The organism is Streptomyces sp. NPDC127098, from assembly GCF_042722465.1.
GTDB classification, from domain to species: Bacteria; Actinomycetota; Actinomycetes; order Streptomycetales; family Streptomycetaceae; genus Streptomyces; species Streptomyces millisiae.
The window spans coordinates 142355-164480 of the sequence record NZ_JBHXFJ010000008.1; the positions used below are offsets into that span (position 1 = coordinate 142355).

The window sequence follows — 22126 nt, forward strand, 5'->3', positions numbered from 1 at the left end:
GGCCGGTGGCCGGCGGCCGGCGTTATCGTGGCCGGATGCGATTCGGGGTCCTCGGCCCGCTGGCCCTGTGGGCGCCGGACGGCACGCCGGTGCGGCTGCCCGAGCCGGGGGCCCGCGCCCTGCTCGCCCGGCTGCTGGTGCGGCCGGGGCAGCCGGTCTCCGGGGACCGCCTGGTGGAGAGCCTGTGGGGCGCCCACCCGCCGCGCCACCCCGCCAACGCCCTGCAGGGCCGGGTCTCGCGGCTGCGCCAGGCGCTCGACCGGGCCGAGCCCGGCGGCCGTCGGCTGCTGACGTTCGGCCCCGCCGGCTACGCGCTCGACCTCACCCCGCCGCACGACACCGACGCCGGCCGCTTCGCCGAGCTCACCGCCGCGGCACGCGGCGCGGCCGGCCCCCGGGAGCGGGCCGAACTGCTGGCCGAGGCGCTGGGGTTGTGGCGGGGCGAGCCCTTCGCCGAGTACGCCGACGAGCCCTTCGCCAGGGCCGCCGCCGACCGGCTGGCCGAGCAACGCCTCGCCGCCCGGGAGGAGTCGGCCGAGGCCCGCCTGGAGCTCGGCGAACACCTGCCGGTGGCCGCCGAGTTGGCCGAACTCGTGGCGCGGCACCCGCTGCGCGAGCGGCTGCGCGCCCTACACCTGCGGGCCCTGCACCGCGCCGGCCGGCGCGGCGAGGCGCTGGCCGGCTACGCCGAGCTGCGCCGCGCGCTCGCCACCGAACTCGGCCTCGAACCCGGCCCCGAACTGACCGCCCTCCAGCGGGAGATCCTGCGCGGCCCCACGGCGCGCCCCACGGCGCGCCCCACGCCCGCCGGGCGGCCCGCCGTACTGCCGGCCCCCATCGCGCCGTTGGTCGGCCGGGAGGACGACGTGGCCGGCCTGTCCGCGCTGCTCGCCGGCGGCGACGGCCGGCTCGTCACGCTCCTCGGCCCCGGCGGGGTCGGCAAGTCACGGCTCGCCCTCGAGGTGGCACGCGACCTCCAGGACTCCGACGCGTACCCCGACGACGTCCACCTGGTCGAGCTGGCCGGCACCGAGCCGGCCGGCTGCGGCGACGAGGCGCTGTGCGCGCTGACCGAGACGCTGCTCGCCGCGCTCGGCCTCACCGATGTCGCGGGCCCCGGCGGGGACGCGGGCATCGCCCGGCTCGCCGCCGCGCTGCGCGGCCGGCGCCCGCTGCTGGTGCTCGACAACTGCGAGCACCTGACGGCCGACGCCGCCGCCCTGGCCGAGGGGCTGCTGCGCGCCGTGCCGGGGCTCACGGTGCTGGCCACCAGCCGCGAGCCGCTGGCCGTCGCCGGCGAGCGGCTGTGGCGCGTCGAGCCGCTGGCCCTACCGCCCGCCGAGGCGGCCGACTGGCCGGCCGCCGTCGCGGCGTCGAGCGCGGCCCGGCTCTTCCTGGCCCGGGCGGCCGGCACGCCCGGGCTCGGCGCCGGCCGGCTCGCCCCGGAGGCGGCCCGGGCCGTGGCGGTGATCTGCCGCCGCCTCGACGGGCTGCCGCTCGCCCTCGAACTGGCCGCGTCCCGGGCCAGGACCCTGGGCCTGCACGGCCTGGTGGCCAGGCTCGACGACCGGTTCGCGGTGCTGACCGGCGGCCATCGCGGCGCCCCGCCGCGGCAGCGCACGCTGCGCGCGGTGCTCGACTGGAGCTGGGAGCCGCTGGGCGACGCCGAACGCGCGGTGCTGCGCCGGCTCTCGGTGGTGGCGGACGGCGCCACCGCGGAGGCCGCGGCCGCGGTCTGCGGCGGGGACGGCGTGCGGCCGTCCGCCGTGCTCGACGTGTTGGGCCGGCTCGTGGACCGGTCCCTCGTGGTGCTCGACGACCGCCGGGAGGGGCCGCGCTACCGGCTGCTCGAGTCCGTTCGCGCGTACGGCGCGGAACGGCTGCGGGCGGCCGGCGAGGAGCCGACGGCGCGCCGCCGGTACGTCCGCCACCACCGGGAGTTCGCCGAGCTGGCGGCGCCGGCGCTGCGCGGCCGGGAGCAGCGGCGGTGGCTGGCCGCGCTCGACGCCGAGGCCGGCAACCTGCGGCGGGCGATCGACCTGGCCACCTCGGGCGAGGCGCTGCGGCTGGTGAACGCGCTCGCCTGGTACTGGGTGCTGCGCGGCCGGCTCGGCGAGGCCCGCCGGGCGCTCGCCAGGGCCGCCGCCGGCGCGGGCCCCCAGGACGCGGCCGCGGCGGCCCTGGCCCGGGTCTGGGCGCACGGCCTCGCGCTGCTCCAGGGCGAGCCCGCGGACCCGGCGGCGCCCGCGATCGGGGCGACGCTGCGGACCCTGGCCGACGCCGGTGCCCCGGAGGACCTCGCCACGGCCCGCTGGTTCCTCGCCCACGCCGGGCTCGGCACCGCGGCGGTGGCCGACGGCGAGCGGCTGGCCGGGCTGGCCGCCGCCGACTTCGCGGCGCTCGGCGACCGGTGGGGCGAGGCCGCGGCGCGCGGGGTGCTGGCCCGGCACGCGCTGGCCCGGGGCGAGCTCGCGGCGGCTCGGCGGCACGCGGAGTGGGCGGACGCGGTCTTCCGCGACCTCGGGGACGGCTGGGGCCGCTCCGGCACCGTCTTCCCGCTCGCCGCGCTGGCCGAGATCGCCGGGGACCACGCGCGGGCCGCGGCGCTGCACGCCGAGGGGCTGCGGGCGGCCGAGGAGGCGGGGCTGTGGACGGCGGCCGTGCACCGGCTCAGCGGCCTCGGCCGGATCGCCCTGCTCACCGGCGACCTGGCGGCCGCCGAGGCACACCACGCGCGGGCCCTGGCGCTCGCCACCGAGCTCGGCTTCCGGCAGGGCCGGGCCGCCGCCGAGCTCGGCCTGGCGCTCGGCGCCCGCCGGGCCGGCGAGTTGGCCGCCGCCGAGGAGCGGCTGACCGGGCTGCTCGACTGGTACCGGGCGGCGGACTACGGGCCGGCCCTGGCGCTGGTGCTCGCCGAGCTCGGCTTCGTCGCGGAGCTGCGCGGCGACCACGCGGCGGCGCGGGAGCGCCACCTGGCCGGCCTGGCCGAGGCGCGGCGGCTCGGCGATCCACGGGCCGTGGCCTTGGCGTTGGAGGGCCTGGCGGGGGCCCACGCGGCGGCCGGCGAGCCGCGCGGGGCGGCGGAGCTGCTCGGCACGGCCGCCGCGGCGCGCGAGTCCGTGCGCGCGCCGCTCGCGCCCGCCGAGCGCGGTGACGTGGACCGCGCGACGGCGGCGGCACGCGCCGCCCTGGGCGCCGAGCCCTTCGACGCGGCCTTCCGCGCGGCGTTCGTCTCGGGCCTGGACCCGGGGGCGGACGTGACGCCCGTGCCGGCTGGTTAGAGTGAGCCGCATGACCAAGTGGGAATACGTCACCGTGCCGCTGCTGGTGCACGCGACCAAGCAGATCCTCGACAACTGGGGCGAGGACGGCTGGGAGTTGGTGCAGGTCGTCCCGGGCCCCAACCCGGAACAGCTGGTCGCCTACCTCAAGCGCCCCAAGGGCGGCGAGGCGTGAGCGCCGTCGAGCGGCGGCTGGCCGAGCTCGGCCTTCAGCTGCCGCCGCTGGTGCCGCCGGTCGCCGCCTATGTGCCGGCCGTGGTGACCGGCCCCTACGTGTACACCTCGGGCCAGGTGCCGCTCGTCGACGGCGCGCTGCCGGCGGCCGGCAAGGTCGGCGCCGAGGTCAGCCCGGAGCGGGCCAGGGAGCTGGCGGCCGTCTGCGCGCTCAACGCGCTGGCCGCCGTGAAGTCCGTGGTCGGCGACCTGGACCGGGTGGCCCGCGTCGTCAAGGTGCTCGGCTTCGTCGCCTCGGCGCCCGACTTCACCGGCCAGCCGCAGGTGATCAACGGCGCCAGCGAGCTGCTCGGGCAGGTCTTCGGCGAGCGCGGCCAGCACGCGCGCAGCGCGGTGGGCGTGGCGGTGCTGCCGCTCGACGCGCCCGTCGAGGTCGAGATCCAGGTGGAGCTGGCGCCGGACGCCTGAGCGTCCACGGCGGCGAAAGGGCCGGGCGGTACGCGAAGGGGTTCGGGTAGAACTGAGCCATGACCGACGACGTGAAGCCCGACGAGACGCCCGACCGGCCCGACTGGGAGAAGCGATTCCGCGCGCCCCGCGTGAGCCTGCCGCAGTGGGCCCACGAGGCGCCCGCGCGGTCGCTGTTCGTCTCCAACGCCACCGGCACCTTCGAGCTGTACGCCTGGGACCGGGAGAGCGGGAAGCAGCGCCAGGCCACCGACCGTCCCAACGGCACGGTGCACGGCACGCTCACCCCGGACGGCGCGTGGATCTGGTGGTTCGCGGACACCGACGGGGACGAGTTCGGCGTCTGGCAGCGGCAGCCGTTCGGCGGCGGCCCCGACGAGCCGGCCGTCCCCGGGCTCGACCCCGGCTACTCGGCCGGCCTCGCCCTCGGCCGGGACGGCACGGTCGTCGTCGGCCGGATGACCGAGGAGGTCGGCACCACCATCCACGTCGCGCGGCCCGACGCGTCCGAGGGCGGCGAGCCCGTGGAGATCTACCGGCACCGCCAGTCCGGCGGCGTCGGCGACCTCTCGCACGACGGCACGCTGCTGGCCATCGAGCACACCGAGCACGGCGACGCGATGCACTCCGCGATCCGCGTCGTCCGCCTCGACGGCACCCGGGTCGCCGAGCTCGACGACACCGAGGGCGGCACCAAGGAGCTCGGCCTGACCGTGCTCGGCTTCGCGCCCGTCGACGGCGACCCGCGGCTGCTCATCGGCCACCAGCGGCGCGGCCGTTGGGAGCCGGCCATCTGGAACCCGCTGACCGGCGAGTTCACCGAGCCGGAGCTCGACCTGCCGGGCGACGTCGACGCCCAGTGGTACCCGGACGCCAGCGCGCTGCTGGTCGAGCACAGCCACCAGGCGCGCTCCGAGCTGTGGTCCTACGACCTGGCGCGGGCCGAGAAGCGGCGCGTGGAGACCCCGGCCGGCACCATCTCGGGCGCCACCGCGCGCCCCGACGGCTCCACCGAGTACCTGTGGTCCTCGGCCGCCGAGCCGCCGCGGATCCGCTCCACCAGCGGCGCGACGGTGCTTGACCCGCCCGGCATCCGGCCGCCCGCCTCGCTGCCCGTCACCGACGCCTGGGTCGAGGGCCCGGGCGGCACGGTGCACGCGCTGATCCAGCGCCCCGCCACCGGCCAGGCGCCCTACCCAACGGTGTTCGACATCCATGGCGGCCCGACCTGGCACGACAGCGACTCCTTCGCCGCCGGTCCTGCCGCCTGGCTCGACCACGGCTTCGCGGTCGTCCGCGTCAACTACCGCGGCTCGACGGGCTACGGCCGCGAGTGGACCGACGCGCTCAAGCACCGGGTCGGTCTGATCGAGCTCGAGGACATCGCCGCCGTCCGCGAGTGGTGCGTGGCCGAGGGCCTGGCCGACCCGGAGCGCCTGGTGCTCACCGGCGGCTCCTGGGGCGGCTACCTGACGCTGCTCGGCCTCGGCACCCAGCCCGAGGCGTGGGCGGTGGGCGTGGCGGCCGTGCCGGTCGCCGACTACGTCACCGCCTACCACGACGAGATGGAGGCGCTGAAGGCGATGGACCGCACGCTGCTCGGCGGCACGCCCGAGGAGCAGCCGGAGCGCTGGGCGGCCTCGTCGCCGATCACCTACGTCGACGACGTGCGGGCGCCGGTCTACATCTCGGCCGGCGTCAACGACCCGCGCTGCCCGATCCGGCAGATCGACAACTACGTGGAGCGGCTCGCGGCGCGCGGCGCGACCCACGAGGTGTACCGGTACGACGCCGGGCACGGCTCGCTGGTGGTGGAGGAGCGGATCAAGCAGGTGGCGCAGGAGATCCGGTTCGCGCGGGAACACCTGCCCGCCGCGGAGTGACCTCGGGCGCGACGTCGACCAGGCCGAGTTCGACGTCGCGCCTGGTCTCCACCTCGCGCCGCACGAGGCGGAACCACATGAAGACGACGAAGGCGGCGAAGACGAACCACTCGGCGGTGTAGCCCAGGTTCTGGAACGCGTCCATGTCGAGCCCGGTGCCGCTCGGCGCGACGGCCGGCACCGGCGACATGGGCGCGGCGGCGTCCGTGACGGTGAGCCACGGGTCGCCGACCTCGTACGGCAGCAGGTTGATCAACGAGGCGGCGCTGATCACGCCGAGCTGCCCTGCCGGCAGCCCGTCGGTCGGCCCGTCCACCTCGCTGGGCGACTCGGCGGCCTGCACCGCTCCGGCCACGGTAACCTCGCCGGCCGGCGGCGCGGGCACGGCGGCGGGGTCGGCGTCGCCCGGCAGCCAGCCGCGCACCACGGGCACGGCGGCGCCGCCGTCGGCCGGCCGCAGCACGGTCAGCACGTAGAAGCCGCGCTCGCCGTCCACCGTGCGGTCCGGCACGAGGAGTTGGTTGTCGAGGTCGTAGCTGCCGCGCACCTCGGCCTGCTCGCCGACCGTGTCGGTGGTCAACGGCAGCAGCTCGGCGAGCGGCACGGGATCACCCGGGCCGCGCTCGACCCGCTCCTGCTGCTCCCGGTGATTGTCGACCTGGTCCTCGAAGCGGCCGAGCTGCCACATGCCGGCCACCAGGCACACCGGGATCGCCAGCAGCACGAAGACGTTGATCGCCAACCAGCGCGGCGTCAGCAGGAACCGGTACACGCCCCAACGGTACTTCCCGGGCGTCGGGTCCTATTCGGCCGGGGCCTGGAGAACGCCCGTTCGGTAGATCGTTCCCGAGCAGGAGCCCTCGAGCAGGATCTGCGCCGCCTCCGGCTGTCCGGCGGCCGGGGTGTACCGCAGCACCACGGCGTCCGTGGGCGAACCGGTGTCGCCGCCGCCGGTCGCGGTGCCGGGCGACTCGCCGCCGCCGGTGTCGGTCGTCGCGCCGTTGTCGGTGCCGGTGTCGGGCGACTCGCCGCCGCCGGTCTCGCCGCCCACGGAGCCGCCGCCGGTCGTCTCACCGCCGCTCGTCGTCTCGCCGCCGGTCGTGGAGCCGGTGTCGCCGCCGCTGTCGCTCTCGGAGCCCGCTCCGCTGGTGGCCGTCGGCTCGTCGACGGCCGACTCGCTCCGGCCCCCGTTGGGCGATGGTCCCTCCGCGCCGCTCTCGACGGGCTCGGCGGCCACGGCGCAACTGTCGACGGCCTGGCCGGTCGGCACCCAGGCGAACCGCACCTCGTACGCCTCGCCCGGCGGCAGCACCAGCTCCTCGTACGTCTGGTCGGGGGTGGGCAGCCGCTCGGCCCGGTCACCCTCGGTCCGGTCGACGACCTGGATCCCGTCGGTCGACGCCATGCCGACCGGCAACGCGGCCAGCTCGCCGTTCCCGGTGACGCGACACGGCGAGTCCGAGACGTTGACCAGCCGGATCGTGCCGTAGACGCGGCCCTCGGCGTCGGGCGACTCCGTGGTGGTCCGCGCCTGCCCGAGCTGGGTGCGGGCGCAGGTCGGCGAGGTGAGGCCCATCTCGGAGCCGTCCCTGGTGGTGGCGTGCCCGTCGTCCGCGTCGCCGTCCAGCGGCTGCCCGCCGTTCTCGGCGTCCTCGCCGGGCCGCCCGGGCGCCTCGCTGTCGCCGCCCGCCGGATGCGAGTCGGCTCCGCCGGCGTCGCCACGGCCCTCGGGCTCCCCGCCGGCCGCGCGCTCCGCGCCGGCGTCCAGCGTGGCCCCGCCACCGCCGCCGCGCACGTGCTCGGCGGCGGACATCACGACGGGCGCGCCGACCCCCAACAACGCGACGGACGCCGCCGCGCCCAACAACAACCGCCGCCGCCGACGCCGCCGCATCGGCACGGCCTCCCGCAACTGCGCCAACGCGCCACGGGAAGGCTCCAACGTGCCGACCACGTCGCGGAACAACGCCCTGATCTCGGCCTCGCCATCCGCCCCAGCGGGCGCGCCTTCGGCGCCGGACTCAGGCGGCAGGTGCGCGTCGCCGGCGGCAGCCGGCCGGTGTGAGGCGCCTTCGGCGCTCGACGCCGAACGCCCGCCGGAAACGTCCAGCCCGCTTTCGGCCGCACCCCCCGTGGACGCGCCGTCAGGCCGGCGGGCATCGGCATCGGTGTCCGTCTCAGCCGGCAGGCCGGCCTCACCGGCGAAGCCAGGCGCGCCTTCCGGCGCAGCCGGACCACCACCGCCGGCCTGCGGCCGGCGTGACGCGCCTTCGGCACCCGACTCAGCCAACCGGCCCGCCTCGCCGGCGCCGGGCACGGCGCCCGGCGCAGCCGGTTCGCCGCTCGGCGCCAGTGGGCCGCCTTCGGCGTCAGCCGCCGCGGTGCCGTCATCGTCCGCAGGCGCGGGTCCGTTGTCCGGGGTGTCGATGTCGTGTCGTGGCTCGTCACCGACCTCGCGCCGCGCGGGCTCGGGTCCCTTCGAGCCGTTCGGTCCGGCAGGGCCGACGCTCATCGGGCCGCCTCCATGGCGACCCGCAGCGCGGCGATGCCGCGGGAGCCGTACGCCTTGACCGAGCCGGCCGAGATGCCGAGTGTCCTGGCGACCTCGGCCTCCGTCATGTCCGCGAAGTACCGCAGCACCAGCACCTCGCGCTGCCGCCGCTGGAGGCCCCGCATCGCCTGGATGAGGTCGGCCCGCTCCAGTTGCTCGTAGGCGCCCTCCTCCGCGCTCGCCATGTTCGGCAGCGGCTTGGAGAGCAGCTTGAGCCCGAGGATGCGGCGCCGCAGCGTGGAGCGCGAGAGGTTGACGACGGTCTGCCGCAGGTAGGCGAGCGTCTTCTCGGGGTCCCGGACGCGGCCGCGTGCCGAGTGGACGCGGATGAAGGCCTCCTGGACGACGTCCTCGCAGGAGGCCGTGTCGTCGAGGAGCAGCGCCGCGAGGCCGAGCAGCGAGCGGTAGTGCGCCCGGTAGGTCTCGGTGAGGTAGTCGATGGTGGTGCCTTCGGCCATCGCGTCGCCCGTGGCCTCAGCGGCGGGGCTGTCGGGCGTGCTGACGCCCGCCGGCGCGATCACCGGCATGCCTCCGTGGCGCGTCCCGCCCCCACGCGACGGTCCTGGTCGCGGGAGACGTCGCGGGGGCGCTGCCGTGAAATCCAGGACCTCTGCCACGCCAGTTGGACACGTTCTCCCCCGCGAAGGTTGTACGTGGCTCGGCATGGGCGACGTATCGACGGTTTCGCCCCCACATCGACCACCTGCCCGAAATGCCCTGCCCGAAGAGCCTCTTGCGCCCCGGCGGAGGGCAGCCAAAAGACGCTCCCCGCACCGCCGTCGGTTGCGCTCGCGGTACGGGGAGTTGAAATGGTCTCCTGTGGGCTCGGCCTGGAGCAAGCCATCCAGCCCTACGACTTGGTCACGGGAGCTTCACATCTGGCCAGCCTCGGCCAGATTCCACCCTGATACCCCCTCTATCCCCTCATCGCCCGGTTCCGCCGTAGACCACGGCCTCGTCCGACTCGCTGTCGAGGCCGAAGGCCGTGTGCACGGCGCGGACCGCCGACTTGACGTCGTCCTCGCGGGTCACGACCGAGATCCGGATCTCGGAGGTGGAGATCAGCTCGATGTTGACGCCCGCGTTGGAGAGCGCCTCGAAGAAGGTGGCCGTGACGCCGGGGTTGGTCTTCATGCCGGCGCCGACGAGCGAGATCTTGGCGATCTGGTCGTCGTACCGGAGCGCGTCGAAGCCGATGAGGTCGCGGCGCCGCTCCAGCGCCTCGATGGCCTTGCGGCCCTCGTCCTTCGGCAGCGTGAAGGAGATGTCGGTGAGGCCGGTCGAGGCGGCCGACACGTTCTGCACGACCATGTCGATGTTGACCTCGGCGTCCGCGATGGCTCGGAAGATGGTCGCCGCCTCGCCCGGCTTGTCCGGCACGCCGACGACCGTGATCTTCGCCTCGGAGGTGTCGTGGGCAACACCCGAGATGATCGCCTGCTCCATCGGTTGACCTCCAAGCGGTGCGGTGCTGACCCAGGTGCCGGGCAGTCCGGAGAAGGACGACCTGACGTGGATCGGGATGTTGTAGCGGCGGGCGTACTCGACGCAGCGGTGCAGCAGGACCTTGGAGCCGGAGCTCGCCAGCTCCAGCATGTCCTCGAACGAGATCCAGTCGATCTTGCGGGCCTTCTTCACCACGCGCGGGTCGGCGGTGAAGACGCCGTCGACGTCGGTGTAGATCTCGCACACCTCGGCCTGGAGGGCGGCGGCCAGCGCCACGGCGGTGGTGTCGGAGCCGCCGCGCCCGAGGGTGGTGATGTCCTTGCTGCTCTGCGAGACGCCCTGGAAGCCGGCGACGATCGCGATGTTGCCCGCGTCGACCGAGCTCTGGATGCGGCCCGGCGTGACGTCGATGATGCGCGCCTTGTTGTGCACGGAGTCGGTGATGACCCCGGCCTGGCTGCCGGTGAAGGACTGCGCCTCGTGGCCGAGTGCCTTGATGGCCATGGCGAGCAGCGCCATGGAGATGCGCTCGCCCGAGGTCAGCAGCATGTCCAGCTCGCGGCCCTGGGCCACCGGTGACACCTGGCCCGCGAGGTCGATGAGCTCGTCCGTCGTGTCGCCCATCGCGGACACGACAACGACCACCTGGTGACCGTTCTTTTTCGCCTCGACCACACGCTTGGCGACGCGCTTGATGCCCTCGGCATCGGCGACGGAGGAGCCACCGTACTTCTGCACGACAAGGCCCACGGGTGCTCGCCTCTCGTTTCTCTCGTTCTCCCGTGGCCGAAAAACGACCACGGCCGGACGAATTCTATCGAGCTGACCACGAGGTCCGCCCGCTCAGCGACGACCCCTGCCCACCGCGCCCCGCGCACACACGGAAACGCGCCGGAAACGTGCCCGAACTCACACACGAGCAATTCGCTGACGACTACTTCCTCCACAGGCGATGCTCATGACAATATCTTCCGCCAAGCGACCCACGCGACACCAAGGCAACTCCAAGCGCATTCCCCCCACGCTTCTCCTCTGGAGGATCCATGCGACGTGCCACGGTCTCCGCCCTCGCCGGCGCGGCCCTGTTAGCGACCCTGAGCGCGGCTCCCACCGCCCAGGCGGCCGACGAACGGACGGTCGACTACCGCGGTTACGAGATCGACGTGCCCGCCGACTGGGCGGTGTTCGACCTCGCGCAGGACCCCACGACCTGCGTCCGCTTCGACCGCCCCGCCGTCTACCTGGGCACGCCGGGCGAGCAGCAGGACTGCCCGTCCCACCTGGTCGGCCGCACCACCGGGCTCACCATCGAGCCGCTGACGGCGGACGCGGTGCGGGCGACGGCCGACGGCACCATCCGGGTGCCGGTGCCCGAGGCCGGCCTGCTGGTCTCGGCCGCCCACGGCCCGGCGGCCGGCGAGGCGGACCTCGTGCGGGAGGTCCTGGCCACCGCCCGCGTCACCGCCGACGCCGAGCCGACGCCGATGCCCGCGCCCACCAAGGACTCGGCCGCCCCGCTGGCCGCCGCCGGCCCACAGCCCGGCACCTACACGGGACGCGGCTTCGACGCCTGCGCCGCGCCCTCGCTCTCCGCCATGAACACGTGGCGCGACAGCTCCCCGTACCAGGCGGTGGGCGTCTACATCAGCGGCGGCCTGCGCGCCTGCTCGCAGCCGAACCTGACCGCCAGCTGGGTCACCAACACCACCGCCGACGGCTGGCACCTGATGCCCATCGACGTGGGCCGCCAGGCGCCGTGCACCAACTACGCCAGCCGGATGTCGACCGACCCCGCCACGGCACGCTCCCAGGGCTCGACGGCCGCGGCGAGCGCGGTCACCGCGGCCCAGAACCTCGGCATCCCGGCCGGCAGCGCCATCTACAGCGACATCGAGGCGTACACGCGCGGCGGCTCCTGCACCACCGCGGTGCTCAACTACGTCCAGGGCTGGACCCAGGCCCTGCACGACCGCGGCTACCTGTCCGGCGTGTACTCCAGCGCCGCCTCCGGCATCGCCGACCTGGTGGCGGCCGTGCCCAACACGCCGGCCGAACTCCGCGTCGACCACATCTGGTTCGCGTGGTGGAACAACGTCGCCGACACCGACGGCGGCTCCTACATACCCGACAACTACTGGAACCAGCGCCAGCGCATCCACCAGTTCCGCGGCGGCGCGACCGAGACCTACGGCGGCGTCTCGATCAACATCGACCGCAACTACCTGGACGTGGTCACCCGCTGATCCGCTACCTCAACGGTGCCAGCGGCCCGTCCTCCCTGGCCGGATCCAGGCAACTCGCCAGGCTGTCCACCAGGTTGCAGAGGCCGGGCCGCTGCGCCAGCTCGTACCCCGCCGGCACCCCGCCGTTGGCGGTGAGCGCCGCGTACGCGGCGACCGCGTCCGTCGGCCGGCGCTCAAGCGTCGGGTCGTCCAGCACGTCGACCGTGTAGAGGCCGAACCGCGCCCGGTAGGTGCCCCACTCGTAGTTGTCCGTCAGGGACCAGTAGTTGTAGCCGATGACGTTCATGCCGTCGGCCTTGGCGCGCTGCACCCAGTAGATGGTGTCGTTGAGGTTGTCGGCCCGGGTGGTCTCCGGGTCGCGCGGCGCGCCGTTGTTGGTGGGCATGCCGTTCTCGACGATGAACAGCGGCAGGTCGGGGAAGCGGCGGTGGTAGGCGCGCAGCGCGTAGTAGATGCCCTCCGGCTGGAGCCTGACGTCCCAGAACGCGCCGGAGGCGGCGGCGATCACCGAGAGGTTGTCCAGGCTGAGGCCGTAGTAGTAGTCGATCCCGACGAAGTCGAGCTTGTCCGCGAACTGTTCGAGGAAGAACAGGTCGGTCGCGCCGTTGAAGCCGCTGATGAACGCCTGGTTGCTGGTGACCTTGGCGTCCTCGTCGACCGAGTGGATCAGGTCGTACGCCCGCCGGTGCGCGTCGACGACGTTGGCCCTGGCGGCGGGCAGCTCCCACCACTCCAGCGCGCCCACGGTCATCTCGTGGCCGAGCAGCACCAGCGGCTCGTTGAACGTCACCCACAGCGCGCCGGTGTCCTGGTAGCGCTCGACGATCCGCTCGCCGTAGGCGAGGAAGTCGTCGACGGTCTCCGCCGCCGCCCAGCTCCCCTGGTCGGTCACCCACCCCGGCTCGGTGAAGTGGTTGAGCGTGATCATCGGGGTCATGCCGGCGTCGAGGACGTGCGCGACGACGTCGTCGTAGTACGCCAGCTCCGCCTCGTCCCACACGCCGGGCGCGGGCTGCACCCGCGCCCACTCCACGCCGAACCGGAAGGTGTTCACGCCCATGTCGGCGGCGAGTTGGATGTCCTCGGCGTACCGGTGCCGGAAGTCCACCGCGTCCCGGTACGGGTCGACGCCGTCACTGCCGGCGTTCTCCTCGACCCACCGCTGCCAGTTGCTGTCCGGAGCGTCCCCCTCGACCTGGTAGCCGGAGGTCGCCACCCCCCAGTAGAAGGACCGCGACCACCCGTCGTCCCCCTCGTCCACGGCCCCGGCCCCGGGCGCCGCCGTCAGCACGGCCCCCAGCGTGGCGAGCACCACGGCGGGCCGGTAGAAGCGAGCTCGCACCACGTCTTCTCCCTCAAGTTGACGCGCCAGTAAGTTCCTGCACCGTATTCGCGGGCGCGACGACTGTCAGGGGCTGATTCAGGACTCGTCCTCCGCCTCCAGCCAGAAGCCGGTGCGGGTCAGCCAGAGATCGAGGAGCGCCGCGTCGCCCGAGACGGCGGTGTTCGGGGTGGGGCGGCGGTAGACGGTGAGCAGGAGTTCGGTGAGCGGGCCGCGCACGGTGACGGCCGCCGGGGCCGACGTCCGGGACCAGGTGGGGCGGTCGCCGGTGAGGTCCACCCGCCAGGTACGGTCCACATCGGTTGCTTGGAAAAGCAAAGCGCGCCCGGGGCCGAGCAGCGGGGGCAGGTCGGGGCGTGGCTGGTATGCCTCGGAGACCCCGGCGAACGTCATCCACTCGTCGAGCCCGTCCGCCGCGACGACGGCCTCGACGGCGAACGGCCGGCCGGTGGTGAGGGCCGCGTCGCAGCGGTGCAGCACGGTCTCGAAGGTCATCCGGCGGCCCCAGAACCGCGCCGTCGTCTCGCCCTCGGCCGGCGTCCACGCCGGGGCGTCGGGGCCGGCCTCGCGCAGCGCCTCGGCCAGCCGCGCGGCGCCTTCGGCCAGCCAGCCGTCCAGCGCGGCCAGGTCCTCGTCGACGCCCGTGCCGACGTCCTCGACCAGGTCGTCCGGCACCTCGGCGCCCCCGGCGCGCACGCTCTCCGCCGCCCACCGGTGGGTGCCGCCGACGTGCCGCACCAACTGGCCCAGGTTCCACTCGGGGCAGCTGGGCACCCGCGCCCGCACGTCGCCGCCTCGCACGGCCTCCCGCAGCAACTCCGTCTCCTTCAGGATCTCTTCGGCGTAGTCATCCACCATGGCCTCACCATCGCACCCGGCCGGCGCCGGCGTCACGCGTTCCAGCCGGGTCCAGCCGGTCCAGCCGCGCCGCCGCAGCAGCTCGACCAGGCGACGGGCCGGCGGCGCCGCGTCGAACGCCAGCGTGTCCATCAGCCGGGCGAACGGCGGCTCGACGTCGTTGTCGGCGACGTACCCCTCGCCCCGCTCCTCGGCCAGCCGCGTGAGGTAGGCGGCCAGTTCGTCGGCCAGTTCGACCAGCCGGGGATCGTCGTCGGCGTGGTCGAGGGCCCGGCCCAGGGTGCGGTAGAAGTCGGCGAGCCGCGGGTCGGCGAGCTGCTCCCGCTTGCGCTCCGCCCACTCCCTGACCCGCTCGGGCGGGTGCGCGGCGGCCAGCGGTATCCAGCCGTCGCGTTCGACGCGGACGAGCCGCTCGTCGACGCCGAGCGCGCGCAGCCGGTCGAGGAGCGCGACCACCTCCGGCGGCAGCGCCAGGCCGTCGCCGGCGGTGAGGCGGGCGATCCGCTCGCGGTGCCGGCGCCGCTCCCGGATCTCGGCCCGCAGCCGTGCGTCGATCTCGCCGACCGCCGCCGCGAACTCCGCCGCGTCGGCCCGGAGCAGCTCCCGCACCCGCGCCAGCGGTACGCCGGCCTCGGCGAGGGTCCTGATCCTGATCAGCTCGACCACGGCGTCGGCGCCGTACCGCCGGTAGCCGGAGGCATCCCGCGCCGGCTCGGCCAGCAGCCCCGTGGCGTGGTAGTGCCGCACGGCGCGCACCGTCACCCCGGCCCGCGCCGCCAGCTCGCCGATGGTCAGCACAGCAGCACCCTCCGGATGATCCGGGCGATCTCCGGGGCGTGGGTGAAGACCAGCCGGTGGTCGGCGTCGAGCCAGTGCGCGGCGACGTCCGGCCGTTCGGCGACGAGGCGGTTCACGCCGGCGCGCCAGAGCCGGTTGTGCCGGGGCGCCCGTCCCGCGTCGCTGTCGCCGGCGATCGCGGTCGACATGATCATGGTGATCGGGCGGTCGATCCTCAGGTACCGGTCGAGGATGCGGGCCCTGACGGCGTCGATCTCGACGCCCAGGTCGAAGATCTCGTCGGCGGTGAGCGGCCCGGTCGCCTGCTCCCGCGCCAACTCGCGGAACCACGCCAGGTCCTCGTCAGTCAGGAACGGCTCGGGCAGCGGGTTCGCCCCGTCGACGAGGACGAGTCCTGCGACGGTGTCGGGGTGGGCGGCGGCGTGGTGCACGGCCAGGTCGGCGCCCAGCGAGTAGCCGACGAGCACGGGCGGGGTGGGTAGTGCGAGCTCACCGAGGACCGCGCCGAGGTCGCCGAGGAACGCGTCGAAGGTGTAGCGGTCGGCGGCCGAGGCGAGGCCGTGGCCGCGCAGGTCGAAGGTCACCACGTGGTGGTCGCGGCGCAGCAGTTCGGTCAGCTCGCCCAGGTCGGCCTGGGTGGAGCTGAGCCCGGGGCAGAGGACCAGCGGTCGCCCCCGGCCGCCACGGGACACCGGGATCGTGACGCCGTCGTGCTGCACGGCGAGGGTCGTCGTCGTCATGCCGGCCATGGTGGAGGGTTGCCGCTGCGTCAGGGTCAAGTGTCAGGCGTCGGCGGTCGCGTAGTCGCCGAGGGCGGGCTCCAGCAGGTCGAACACCAGGGCCGCCTCGCGGGCCACGACGGCCGCGATCTCGTCCTCGTGCCGCCCGGCCAGCGTCAGTTCCTGGATGCGCTGGAACAACACCCGGTGTGCGGCGCCGAGTTGGGCGGCGACGGCGCGGGGCGTGAGGTCGTCGTCGGCGGCGCCGGTCTCCGCCGCCAGGGCCTCGGCCAGCGCGTGCTCCCGCTGGTCGTGCAGGTCGCGCAGCCGGGTGGTGAGGGTCGGGCTGTCGGCGACCATCCGGGAGAACGCCGGCCCGCTGAAGCCGGCCACGGGGTCCCGCGTCTCGACGGCCGCGAGGAACGCCCGCCGCAGCGCGGCCAGCGCGGACTCCCCCGCCGCCCGGCCGGCCACGGCGCCGGCCAGCCCTGCGACGAACGCCTCGTGGTGGTCGAGCGCCAGGTCCTCCTTGCGCGCGAAGTAGTTGGTGACCGTCTTCTTGGCGACCCGGGCCGCGCCGGCGATCTCCGCGATGGTCGTCCGCTCGAAACCCCGCGCCAGGAACAGCCGCGTCGCCTGGTCGGAGATCAGCTGCCGCGTCTCCCGCTTCTTGGACTCCCTGAGCCCCGTCGTCTCGTCCACCACGGAGGAATCTTACCCCCGACGTAAAAATACGTTGACACCGCGATCGCCCCGACCTAAAGTTACGTCGGTCGTAAGTTTCTCCCGAGAGGACCCCTCTTGCAGATCACCGCGTCAACCGTCTCGCTCACCGTCGACGACGTGGCCGCGTCCCAGGCGTTCCTCACCACCCACCTCGGCTACCGCGAGCAGGCCGCCGCCGACGGGTTCGCCTCCCTGACCCGCGACGACGCGGCCTGCGACATCGTCCTGCTGCGGCGCGGCATCGACGTCCTCCCCGCCGAGCAGCGCGACCGGCACGCCACCGGCCTGATCCTGGCGTTCACCGTCGACGGCGGCCTGGAGGCCGAGGAGCGGCGGCTGAAGGACGAGGGTGTCACCATCACCATGCCGCTGCGCGAGGAGCCGTGGGGCGAGCGGCTCTTCCAGATCACCGACCCCAACGGAGTGGTGGTCCAGTTCGTCGAGTGGGTCAAGGCCGAGGCGTAGCACCGGCGGCCACGAAGAACGGGATGGCGACGAGGAAGCGGCCGGCCTCGGCGCGCCGGCGCTGTTCGGCGAGCCACTGGTCCGCCTGGTCACGGCTGACGGCGCCGCTGGCGCAGGCCGGCTCGGCGAGCCTCGCGAGCAGCGGCAGCGACGCCGGATCGGTGAACACGCTGGTGTGCGCCTCGACCGTGACATCGGCGAAGCCGCCGGCCAGGAGCAGGTCGCGGTACTGGCGGCCCGCGCGGGGCATGCCGAGGAGGTCGGCGCGGGCGTGCACGATCGTGCGGGTGAGCGCCGCGTCATCCGAGTCGATCATGATGGCGTCCCAGTCCTGACCGACCAGGACGATCCTGCCGCCCGGGCGGAGGACCCGTCGCGCCTCCGCCAGCGCGCGCCCCGGCTCCTGGAGCAGGTGGAGGACCTTGTCGGCACGGTAGCCGTGCACGCTTCCGTCGGCGAACGGCAGCTCCTCCGCCCCCGCCTCCCGGAACTCGCCCCCCGGCCACCGCGTCCGGGCCGCCGCCAGCATCACGGGGCTGGGGTCCACGCCCACCGCGTGGACCCCCCGTTCGGCCAGCTCGGCGACGGCCCGCCCGGCGCCGCAGCCGACATCCACGACCGTCGAACCCGGGACGAGAGACAGCAGTTCGTAGGAACGGTCCCGCAACCGGACCGCGCTCGGCATCCGGTCCGCGGCGTCGAGTACGGCCAGCAGCGCCTCGGTGTCGCGGTGCTCGGCCACCACTTCCTCGTTCTTGGACATGGCCGTCATGCTCCGACTTAATGTCGGCATGAAGTCAAGCGAAGTCGGCGCCGTCGCCGGCACGTTGAGCATCGGCGACCTCGCGGCACGGTTCGGCCTTGCCACGCACGTGCTGCGCCACTGGGAGGCGATGGGCCTGCTGCGCCCCGCACGGGACACCGGCGGACGCCGCCGCTACGGCACGGACGACCTCACCCGCGTGGCCACGATCCTCATCCTGAAGGAGGCCGGCCTCGGCCTCACCACCATCAGGAGCCTGTCCGCGACCACCGACCGCGCCACCCGGCACGAGATCCTGCGCCCGGCGGCCGAGGAGCTCCGGTCGAGAATCGCCGCGGCCCGGGCCTCGTTGGAGCTGATCGAGGGCGGCCTGAACTGCGAGTACGAGGACGTCACCCACTGCCCGAACTACCGGCAGCGACTCGCCGAGCGGATCGACGCGCGTCAGGAACGCAACGAGCCGATGAACCGGCCGAACACGGCCGGTGAGAAGGTGAGTTGAGGGCCGACCGGGACCACCTTGGAGTCCCGGACGTGGATGGTGGAGGGCGTGGCGGCCAGCTCGACGCAGGCGTTGCCCTGGGTGTCGCTGTAGGTCGACTTGCGCCAGGCCAGGGCCACTTCGACGCAGTCGCTGCCCTCGGTGTCGCTGTAGCTGGACTTGAACCAGGTCAGTTCGTCGCTCATAGCTCATCAACCAATCGCTGGATGAACCGCATCGACTCCTCTGCGCTCAGAGCCTGCATGCGGATCATTCCATAGCGTTGGGTGAGCATGCTGACCTCCTCAGGATCGGAGGTGAACTGGCTCAGGGACTGTCCCTCGACCAGGCTGAAGTGCTCGTGGTTCGTGGACTCCAGCAGCACCATCGGACCGTTCAGCCCCGCGTGCGCGCCCCGCTCGTACGGCAGCACCTGGATGGTGACGTTGCGCAGCTCGGCCAGCTTGAGCAGGTGCAGAAGCTGCTCCTTGTGGACCTCCGGGCCGCCGACCGGGCAACGTAGGGCGGCCTCGTAGATCACGAAGCAGCAGTCCATCATCGGCTTTCGGGTCAGCACCCGCTGGCGCGCGATGCGGAACTTGAACCGCTCCTCCAGGGTCTCGTCGTCGAACGCGGGGCGATGCGCGTTGAGCAACGCCCGGACCGTGGCCTCCGTCTGCAACAACCCCGGAATCAACAGCGGCTGGTACGAACTCAGCGCGATCGCGTCGCCCTCGTACTCGAAGAAGTCCTTGGACCGCTCCGGGATCTTCTTCTCCTGGTTCAGGTACGAGAGCCCGGCCACCAGTTTCCCCCTCGCCCCGCACATCTCGTCGGCGATCTCGGCGAGGCGCGGCGGCACCGGGCGGCGGCCCTGTTCCACGGACTTGACGGTGTCGACGGAGTACCGCGCCGCCTCCGCGATGTCCTCGCGACGGACCTGCGCGCCGGCTCGCCACAGCTGGAACTGCTGGCCGAAGTACCGGTGAACGACGGGGAGTTGGGGTTCCTTCGCCATGACGCCGTCTCCTCCGCGAGCCGGTACGCACAGTGCGTACCTGATCCGTCACTGGGCAGAGTATGGCGCGCTCGGCCACCTTCTTTCCCATGAACGACGAAACTTCCGCCCTTTCGTGGGCGGTGGCCGCCGGGGCGGCCGGCGAAGTGGTCCTCGACCGGTGGCGGTGGAACCGTGCCATCGAGGTGCCGATCGGTGGGCTGTGGGAGGCCGTGCGCGTGACGCGTGACCTCGGGGAGGCGGCGCTGCACCGGTTGCGGCGGGCCGGGGAGCCGGTCGGCCTGGTGTTGGAGGTGCCGTTGCGCGGGGCGGTGGAGTTCCTGGTGCCGTGCGGCACGGCGGCCAGTTGGCCGACGATCGGCGGGACCGTGGCCGTCGCGGACGGCGTGATGCGGTGGCCCGCGCCGGCGGCCAGCGCCGCCAACGGTCGGCGGGCGATCTGCGGCCGCCGCTGGCTGGTCGCGCCGGCCGCCGTCACGACCGTGGTCACGGACGCCGACGCGCTCTGCGAGGCCGTCGCGGCGGCCATCGCCCACGAGCGGTTCGCCGGGCGGATCGGCCAGTCGGGATGACCAGATCGCCGCGCGGGCGTCAGTCCTCCGCGTCGCGGACCAGGAGGGCGATCTGCACCCGGTTCTCGACCGCCAGCTTGGCGAACAGGTTGCCGGTGTGCGCCTTGACGGTCGCGACGCTGATGTTCAGCCGCTCGGCGATCTCCGGGTTGCCGAGGCCGTCCGCGATGGCCCGGGCGGTTTCGCGTTCCCGTTCGCTCAGCGCCTCAAGACGTCTCCGCGCGGCCTGGCGGGTCGCGTCGCGGGCGTCCCGGGAGCCGGGGCCGGTGGCCGCGGCGATCACCCGGGACATGGCCGCCGGGGACAGCACGGGTTTCCCCTCCGCGACCGTCCGCACCGCGTCGACGATCCGCGGCGGCGGGGTGTCCTTGAGGACGAACCCGAGCGCCCCGGCGCGCAGCGCGCCGAGTACCAGGTCGTCGGAGTCGAAGGTGGTCAGCACGAGGACCCGTGGCGGGGCCGGTCGGGTCAGGATCTCGCGGGTCGCGCTGAGCCCGTCCCGGCCGGACATCCGCACGTCCATCAGCACCACGTCCGGGCGTCGCTCGTCCACCACGTCGATCGCGGCGTCCCCGTCGGCCGCCTCCGCGACGACGGTCAGGTCCGGTTCGCCCTCGATGACGAGTCGCAGCGCCAGGCGCACCAACTGGTCGTCGTCGACGATGACCACCCGCACCGGCTCCCGCTCGCTGGCCGCCACTCGCTCACTCCTTCGTCGGTGTGCCAGGCGGCCAGGGCAGGCACGCGGTGAGGACGTACCCGTCGTCCGGCGTGGGGTGGTGGTCGAGTTCGCCGCCGGCGAGGGCGATCCGTTCGGCGATGCCGAGCAGGCCGAACCCGGAGGACGGCGGCCGCGTGGTGCCCGCGGTGGCCGGGGAGTTGCGGACGGCGACCCGGAGTTCGCCGCCGGGCTTCCCTTCGACGGTGATGTCCACGGCCGCGCCCGGGGCGTGTTTGGCGGCGTTGGTCAGTCCTTCCTGGACGATCCGGTAGCAGGTTCGGCCGACGGTGTCGGACGGCCTGCCCGTCACCGTGGTGTCGAGCGTGACGTCCATCCCTGACGCGCGGGCGTCGGTCACCAGCTCCGGTAGGTGGTCGAAGGACGGCTGTGGTGGTTCCGGGCGGTCCGGGTCGGCCCGGAGCACGCCGAGGACGTCCCGCAGTTCCTCCAGGGCCTGGTGGGAGCTGTCGGCGATGCCACGGACCAGCATGCGGTGCTGCTCGGCCGTGAGGTCGCTGCGGTGGTCGAGCACCCCGGCCTGCATGGCGACCAGGGAGATCCGGTGCGCGAGCACGTCGTGCATCTCACGAGCGATCCGGTTCCGCTCCAGGGCCCGCGCCTGCGCGGCCCGGGCGAGCTGTTCCCGCTCCGCGCTCTCCGCCCGCTCGCGCAGGGACCGCACCTCGGCGCGCCGCGCGCCGACGGCCGCGCCCACGGCCACCGCGATCCCCGCGGTCAGCGCCGGGAGCGCGAGGCGGAGCCACAGCGGGCCGGTCGGGCCCGCCACCGGGTAGAACACGAGGGCGATCTGCGACGAGGTCACATAGGCCAGCACCACGACCCCGAGCTCCACGGGCCAGCGTCGGGTGGCCATCGAGCCCAGCGCCAGCAGCGCCGCGCCGGAGGAGAGGGCCGACGCGGCGGAGGCGAGCGCGACCGCCATGGCGACGGCGAGCGGGAAGCGCCGCCGCAGCGGAAGCACCGCCAGACACCCCAGGGCCACCAGCGGATCGCCGAACTCCCACCAGGAACCCGGTCCTGTCCCCTGTTCCCGCGCCAGCAGCACCCCGGTGGAGAGCCAGAAGGGCACGCCCAGGGCGGCGGCCGCCGCCAGCCGCCCCGCCTGTTGCCACCCTCCGAGCCGTGGCGCCGCCTCCGCGTTCACCCGACCAGTATCGCGACCGCGCCCGGCCGGCGCGTCAGACCAGCGGCCGAGGCGCCTTCGACCCGAGTCGAACCGCCACCTCGACCCGGGTCGAAGGCGGTTCGAGCCGCCGGGCCGATGTGCCGGCCGGGGCCCGGCGGACAGAGTCGGACCCGCACCGGGAGAAGAGGAGACCGACAGATGCACAGAAGCCTGGCTCTCGCCCTCGCCGCCACGGCGGTGGTGACGACGGCCCTTCCCACAGCCGCCGCGGCGACCCCCGACACGGTGACGGTGACGGTGACGCCCGAGACCGTGGAGTGGGGACCGTGCCCCGAGGAGGTGGCCACACCACGCCTGGAGTGCGGGACGCTCGATGTCCCGCTTGACTACCGGGATCCGGACGGCCGGCAGATCGAGATCGCCGTCTCCCGGCTGGCGAGCGAGAACCCGTCGCGGCGCCGGGGCGTGTT

At 74.2% G+C, this 22126-nt stretch carries 21 protein-coding genes and 2 pseudogenes; 9 read left to right on the plus strand and 14 right to left on the minus strand.

What is annotated here, in order from left to right:
• Positions 1–35: 35 nt before the first annotated feature.
• From ACFWI8_RS08340 to ACFWI8_RS08355, 4 genes are read left to right on the plus strand one after another with little or no spacing between them, the layout of a single operon-like run.
• On the plus strand, positions 36–3281 hold the full coding sequence (locus ACFWI8_RS08340) for a BTAD domain-containing putative transcriptional regulator (RefSeq protein WP_387087251.1): 3246 nt from the start codon (positions 36–38) through the stop codon (positions 3279–3281).
• 10 nt (positions 3282–3291) lie between these two features.
• A complete protein-coding gene (locus ACFWI8_RS08345) occupies positions 3292–3456 on the plus strand; it encodes a DUF4177 domain-containing protein (protein WP_132933834.1) in 165 nt (54 codons plus the stop codon).
• Positions 3453–3923, plus strand: coding sequence for a RidA family protein (locus tag ACFWI8_RS08350; protein WP_387087253.1), 471 nt, complete (start codon positions 3453–3455; stop codon positions 3921–3923). Before ACFWI8_RS08345 ends, ACFWI8_RS08350 begins: the two co-directional genes overlap by 4 nt.
• A 59-nt stretch (positions 3924–3982) precedes the next feature.
• Entirely contained in the window at positions 3983–5806 is a 1824-nt protein-coding gene (locus ACFWI8_RS08355) for a S9 family peptidase (protein WP_387087255.1), read from the plus strand.
• Here ACFWI8_RS08355 and ACFWI8_RS08360 read toward each other — a convergent pair.
• From ACFWI8_RS08360 to ACFWI8_RS08375, 4 genes are all read right to left on the minus strand, one after another.
• Complete coding sequence (locus tag ACFWI8_RS08360; protein WP_387087257.1) at positions 5748–6578, minus strand: SURF1 family protein; 831 nt, start codon at positions 6576–6578, stop codon at positions 5748–5750. The genes ACFWI8_RS08355 and ACFWI8_RS08360 overlap by 59 nt on opposite strands.
• Positions 6579–6608: 30 nt before the next feature.
• Positions 6609–7748: a hypothetical protein gene (locus ACFWI8_RS08365; RefSeq protein WP_387087259.1), complete on the minus strand. Its 1140-nt coding sequence runs from the start codon at positions 7746–7748 to the stop codon at positions 6609–6611.
• Positions 7749–8314: 566 nt separating this feature from the next.
• Complete coding sequence (locus tag ACFWI8_RS08370) at positions 8315–8974, minus strand: SigE family RNA polymerase sigma factor (protein WP_387087261.1); 660 nt, start codon at positions 8972–8974, stop codon at positions 8315–8317.
• Between the two features lie 307 nt (positions 8975–9281).
• Positions 9282–10553: an aspartate kinase gene (locus tag ACFWI8_RS08375; RefSeq protein WP_311596351.1), complete on the minus strand. Its 1272-nt coding sequence runs from the start codon at positions 10551–10553 to the stop codon at positions 9282–9284.
• A gap of 293 nt (positions 10554–10846) precedes the next feature.
• Between ACFWI8_RS08375 and ACFWI8_RS08380 the strand changes: the two genes are divergently transcribed.
• Positions 10847–12046 (plus strand): DUF1906 domain-containing protein, encoded by a 1200-nt coding sequence (locus ACFWI8_RS08380; RefSeq protein ID WP_387087263.1) that lies wholly within the window; start codon positions 10847–10849, stop codon positions 12044–12046.
• 4 nt (positions 12047–12050) lie between these two features.
• Here ACFWI8_RS08380 and ACFWI8_RS08385 read toward each other — a convergent pair whose 3' ends face one another.
• The 5 genes and pseudogenes from ACFWI8_RS08385 to ACFWI8_RS08405 all read right to left on the minus strand — a co-directional run bounded on the left by ACFWI8_RS08385 (position 12051) and on the right by ACFWI8_RS08405 (position 16468).
• Positions 12051–13391 (minus strand): glycoside hydrolase family 1 protein, encoded by a 1341-nt coding sequence (locus ACFWI8_RS08385; protein WP_387087265.1) that lies wholly within the window; start codon positions 13389–13391, stop codon positions 12051–12053.
• A 75-nt stretch (positions 13392–13466) separates the two neighbouring features.
• Positions 13467–14246: a maleylpyruvate isomerase family mycothiol-dependent enzyme gene (locus ACFWI8_RS08390; protein ID WP_387087297.1), complete on the minus strand. Its 780-nt coding sequence runs from the start codon at positions 14244–14246 to the stop codon at positions 13467–13469.
• Positions 14247–14273: 27 nt separating this feature from the next.
• A pseudogene (locus ACFWI8_RS08395) lies at positions 14274–15044 on the minus strand (MerR family transcriptional regulator); the annotation flags it as partial.
• Complete coding sequence (locus tag ACFWI8_RS08400; RefSeq protein WP_387087267.1) at positions 15038–15784, minus strand: alpha/beta fold hydrolase; 747 nt, start codon at positions 15782–15784, stop codon at positions 15038–15040. The pseudogene ACFWI8_RS08395 and the gene ACFWI8_RS08400, both read right to left, overlap by 7 nt.
• A 42-nt stretch (positions 15785–15826) precedes the next feature.
• Positions 15827–16468, minus strand: coding sequence for a TetR/AcrR family transcriptional regulator (locus ACFWI8_RS08405; protein ID WP_387087269.1), 642 nt, complete (start codon positions 16466–16468; stop codon positions 15827–15829).
• Between the two features lie 96 nt (positions 16469–16564).
• Between ACFWI8_RS08405 and ACFWI8_RS08410 the strand changes: the two genes are divergently transcribed.
• On the plus strand, positions 16565–16954 hold the full coding sequence (locus ACFWI8_RS08410; RefSeq protein ID WP_387087271.1) for a VOC family protein: 390 nt from the start codon (positions 16565–16567) through the stop codon (positions 16952–16954).
• Here the strand turns inward: ACFWI8_RS08410 and ACFWI8_RS08415 are convergent.
• The gene (locus ACFWI8_RS08415; RefSeq protein ID WP_387087273.1) at positions 16938–17717 is read right to left on the minus strand and encodes a methyltransferase domain-containing protein; all 780 of its coding nucleotides are present in this window, start codon (positions 17715–17717) and stop codon (positions 16938–16940) included. The genes ACFWI8_RS08410 and ACFWI8_RS08415 overlap by 17 nt on opposite strands.
• Positions 17718–17745: 28 nt before the next feature.
• Here ACFWI8_RS08415 and ACFWI8_RS08420 point away from each other — a divergent pair, with 28 nt between their 5' ends.
• Positions 17746–18219: a MerR family transcriptional regulator gene (locus ACFWI8_RS08420; RefSeq protein WP_387087275.1), complete on the plus strand. Its 474-nt coding sequence runs from the start codon at positions 17746–17748 to the stop codon at positions 18217–18219.
• On the opposite strand, the gene ACFWI8_RS08425 is transcribed toward ACFWI8_RS08420, so the two are convergent.
• Both ACFWI8_RS08425 and ACFWI8_RS08430 read right to left on the minus strand, forming a co-directional pair.
• Positions 18162–18404, minus strand: coding sequence for a DUF397 domain-containing protein (locus ACFWI8_RS08425; RefSeq protein ID WP_387087277.1), 243 nt, complete (start codon positions 18402–18404; stop codon positions 18162–18164). The two genes, ACFWI8_RS08420 and ACFWI8_RS08425, sit on opposite strands and share 58 nt — an antisense overlap.
• The gene (locus ACFWI8_RS08430; protein WP_387087279.1) at positions 18401–19216 is read right to left on the minus strand and encodes a helix-turn-helix domain-containing protein; all 816 of its coding nucleotides are present in this window, start codon (positions 19214–19216) and stop codon (positions 18401–18403) included. Before ACFWI8_RS08430 ends, ACFWI8_RS08425 begins: the two co-directional genes overlap by 4 nt.
• Positions 19217–19305: 89 nt before the next feature.
• On the opposite strand from ACFWI8_RS08430, the gene ACFWI8_RS08435 reads away from it, so the two are divergent.
• A complete protein-coding gene (locus tag ACFWI8_RS08435) occupies positions 19306–19788 on the plus strand; it encodes a hypothetical protein (protein ID WP_387087281.1) in 483 nt (160 codons plus the stop codon).
• A 19-nt stretch (positions 19789–19807) separates the two neighbouring features.
• Here the strand turns inward: ACFWI8_RS08435 and ACFWI8_RS08440 are convergent, their stop codons facing one another.
• Both ACFWI8_RS08440 and ACFWI8_RS08445 read right to left on the minus strand, forming a co-directional pair.
• A complete protein-coding gene (locus tag ACFWI8_RS08440) occupies positions 19808–20488 on the minus strand; it encodes a response regulator (protein WP_387087283.1) in 681 nt (226 codons plus the stop codon).
• 4 nt (positions 20489–20492) lie between these two features.
• The gene (locus ACFWI8_RS08445) at positions 20493–21674 is read right to left on the minus strand and encodes a sensor histidine kinase (protein ID WP_387087285.1); all 1182 of its coding nucleotides are present in this window, start codon (positions 21672–21674) and stop codon (positions 20493–20495) included.
• A 180-nt stretch (positions 21675–21854) separates the two neighbouring features.
• Between ACFWI8_RS08445 and ACFWI8_RS08450 the strand changes: the two are divergent.
• A pseudogene (locus tag ACFWI8_RS08450) lies at positions 21855–22126 on the plus strand (alpha/beta hydrolase); the annotation flags it as partial.

Excerpts from the sequence above, each read along its gene's own strand:
- ACFWI8_RS08340 (WP_387087251.1), top strand. The coding sequence starts at position 36 with ATGCGATTCGGGGTCCTCGGCCCGCTGGCCCTGTGGGCGCCGGACGGC.
- ACFWI8_RS08345 (WP_132933834.1), top strand. The coding sequence starts at position 3,292 with ATGACCAAGTGGGAATACGTCACCGTGCCGCTGCTGGTGCACGCGACC.
- ACFWI8_RS08355 (WP_387087255.1), top strand. The coding sequence starts at position 3,983 with ATGACCGACGACGTGAAGCCCGACGAGACGCCCGACCGGCCCGACTGG.
- ACFWI8_RS08380 (WP_387087263.1), top strand. The coding sequence starts at position 10,847 with ATGCGACGTGCCACGGTCTCCGCCCTCGCCGGCGCGGCCCTGTTAGCG.
- ACFWI8_RS08390 (WP_387087297.1), bottom strand. The coding sequence starts at position 14,246 with ATGGTGGATGACTACGCCGAAGAGATCCTGAAGGAGACGGAGTTGCTG.
- ACFWI8_RS08400 (WP_387087267.1), bottom strand. The coding sequence starts at position 15,784 with ATGACGACGACGACCCTCGCCGTGCAGCACGACGGCGTCACGATCCCG.
- ACFWI8_RS08415 (WP_387087273.1), bottom strand. The coding sequence starts at position 17,717 with ATGTCCAAGAACGAGGAAGTGGTGGCCGAGCACCGCGACACCGAGGCG.
- ACFWI8_RS08420 (WP_387087275.1), top strand. The coding sequence starts at position 17,746 with ATGAAGTCAAGCGAAGTCGGCGCCGTCGCCGGCACGTTGAGCATCGGC.
- ACFWI8_RS08425 (WP_387087277.1), bottom strand. The coding sequence starts at position 18,404 with ATGAGCGACGAACTGACCTGGTTCAAGTCCAGCTACAGCGACACCGAG.
- ACFWI8_RS08430 (WP_387087279.1), bottom strand. The coding sequence starts at position 19,216 with ATGGCGAAGGAACCCCAACTCCCCGTCGTTCACCGGTACTTCGGCCAG.
- ACFWI8_RS08435 (WP_387087281.1), top strand. The coding sequence starts at position 19,306 with ATGAACGACGAAACTTCCGCCCTTTCGTGGGCGGTGGCCGCCGGGGCG.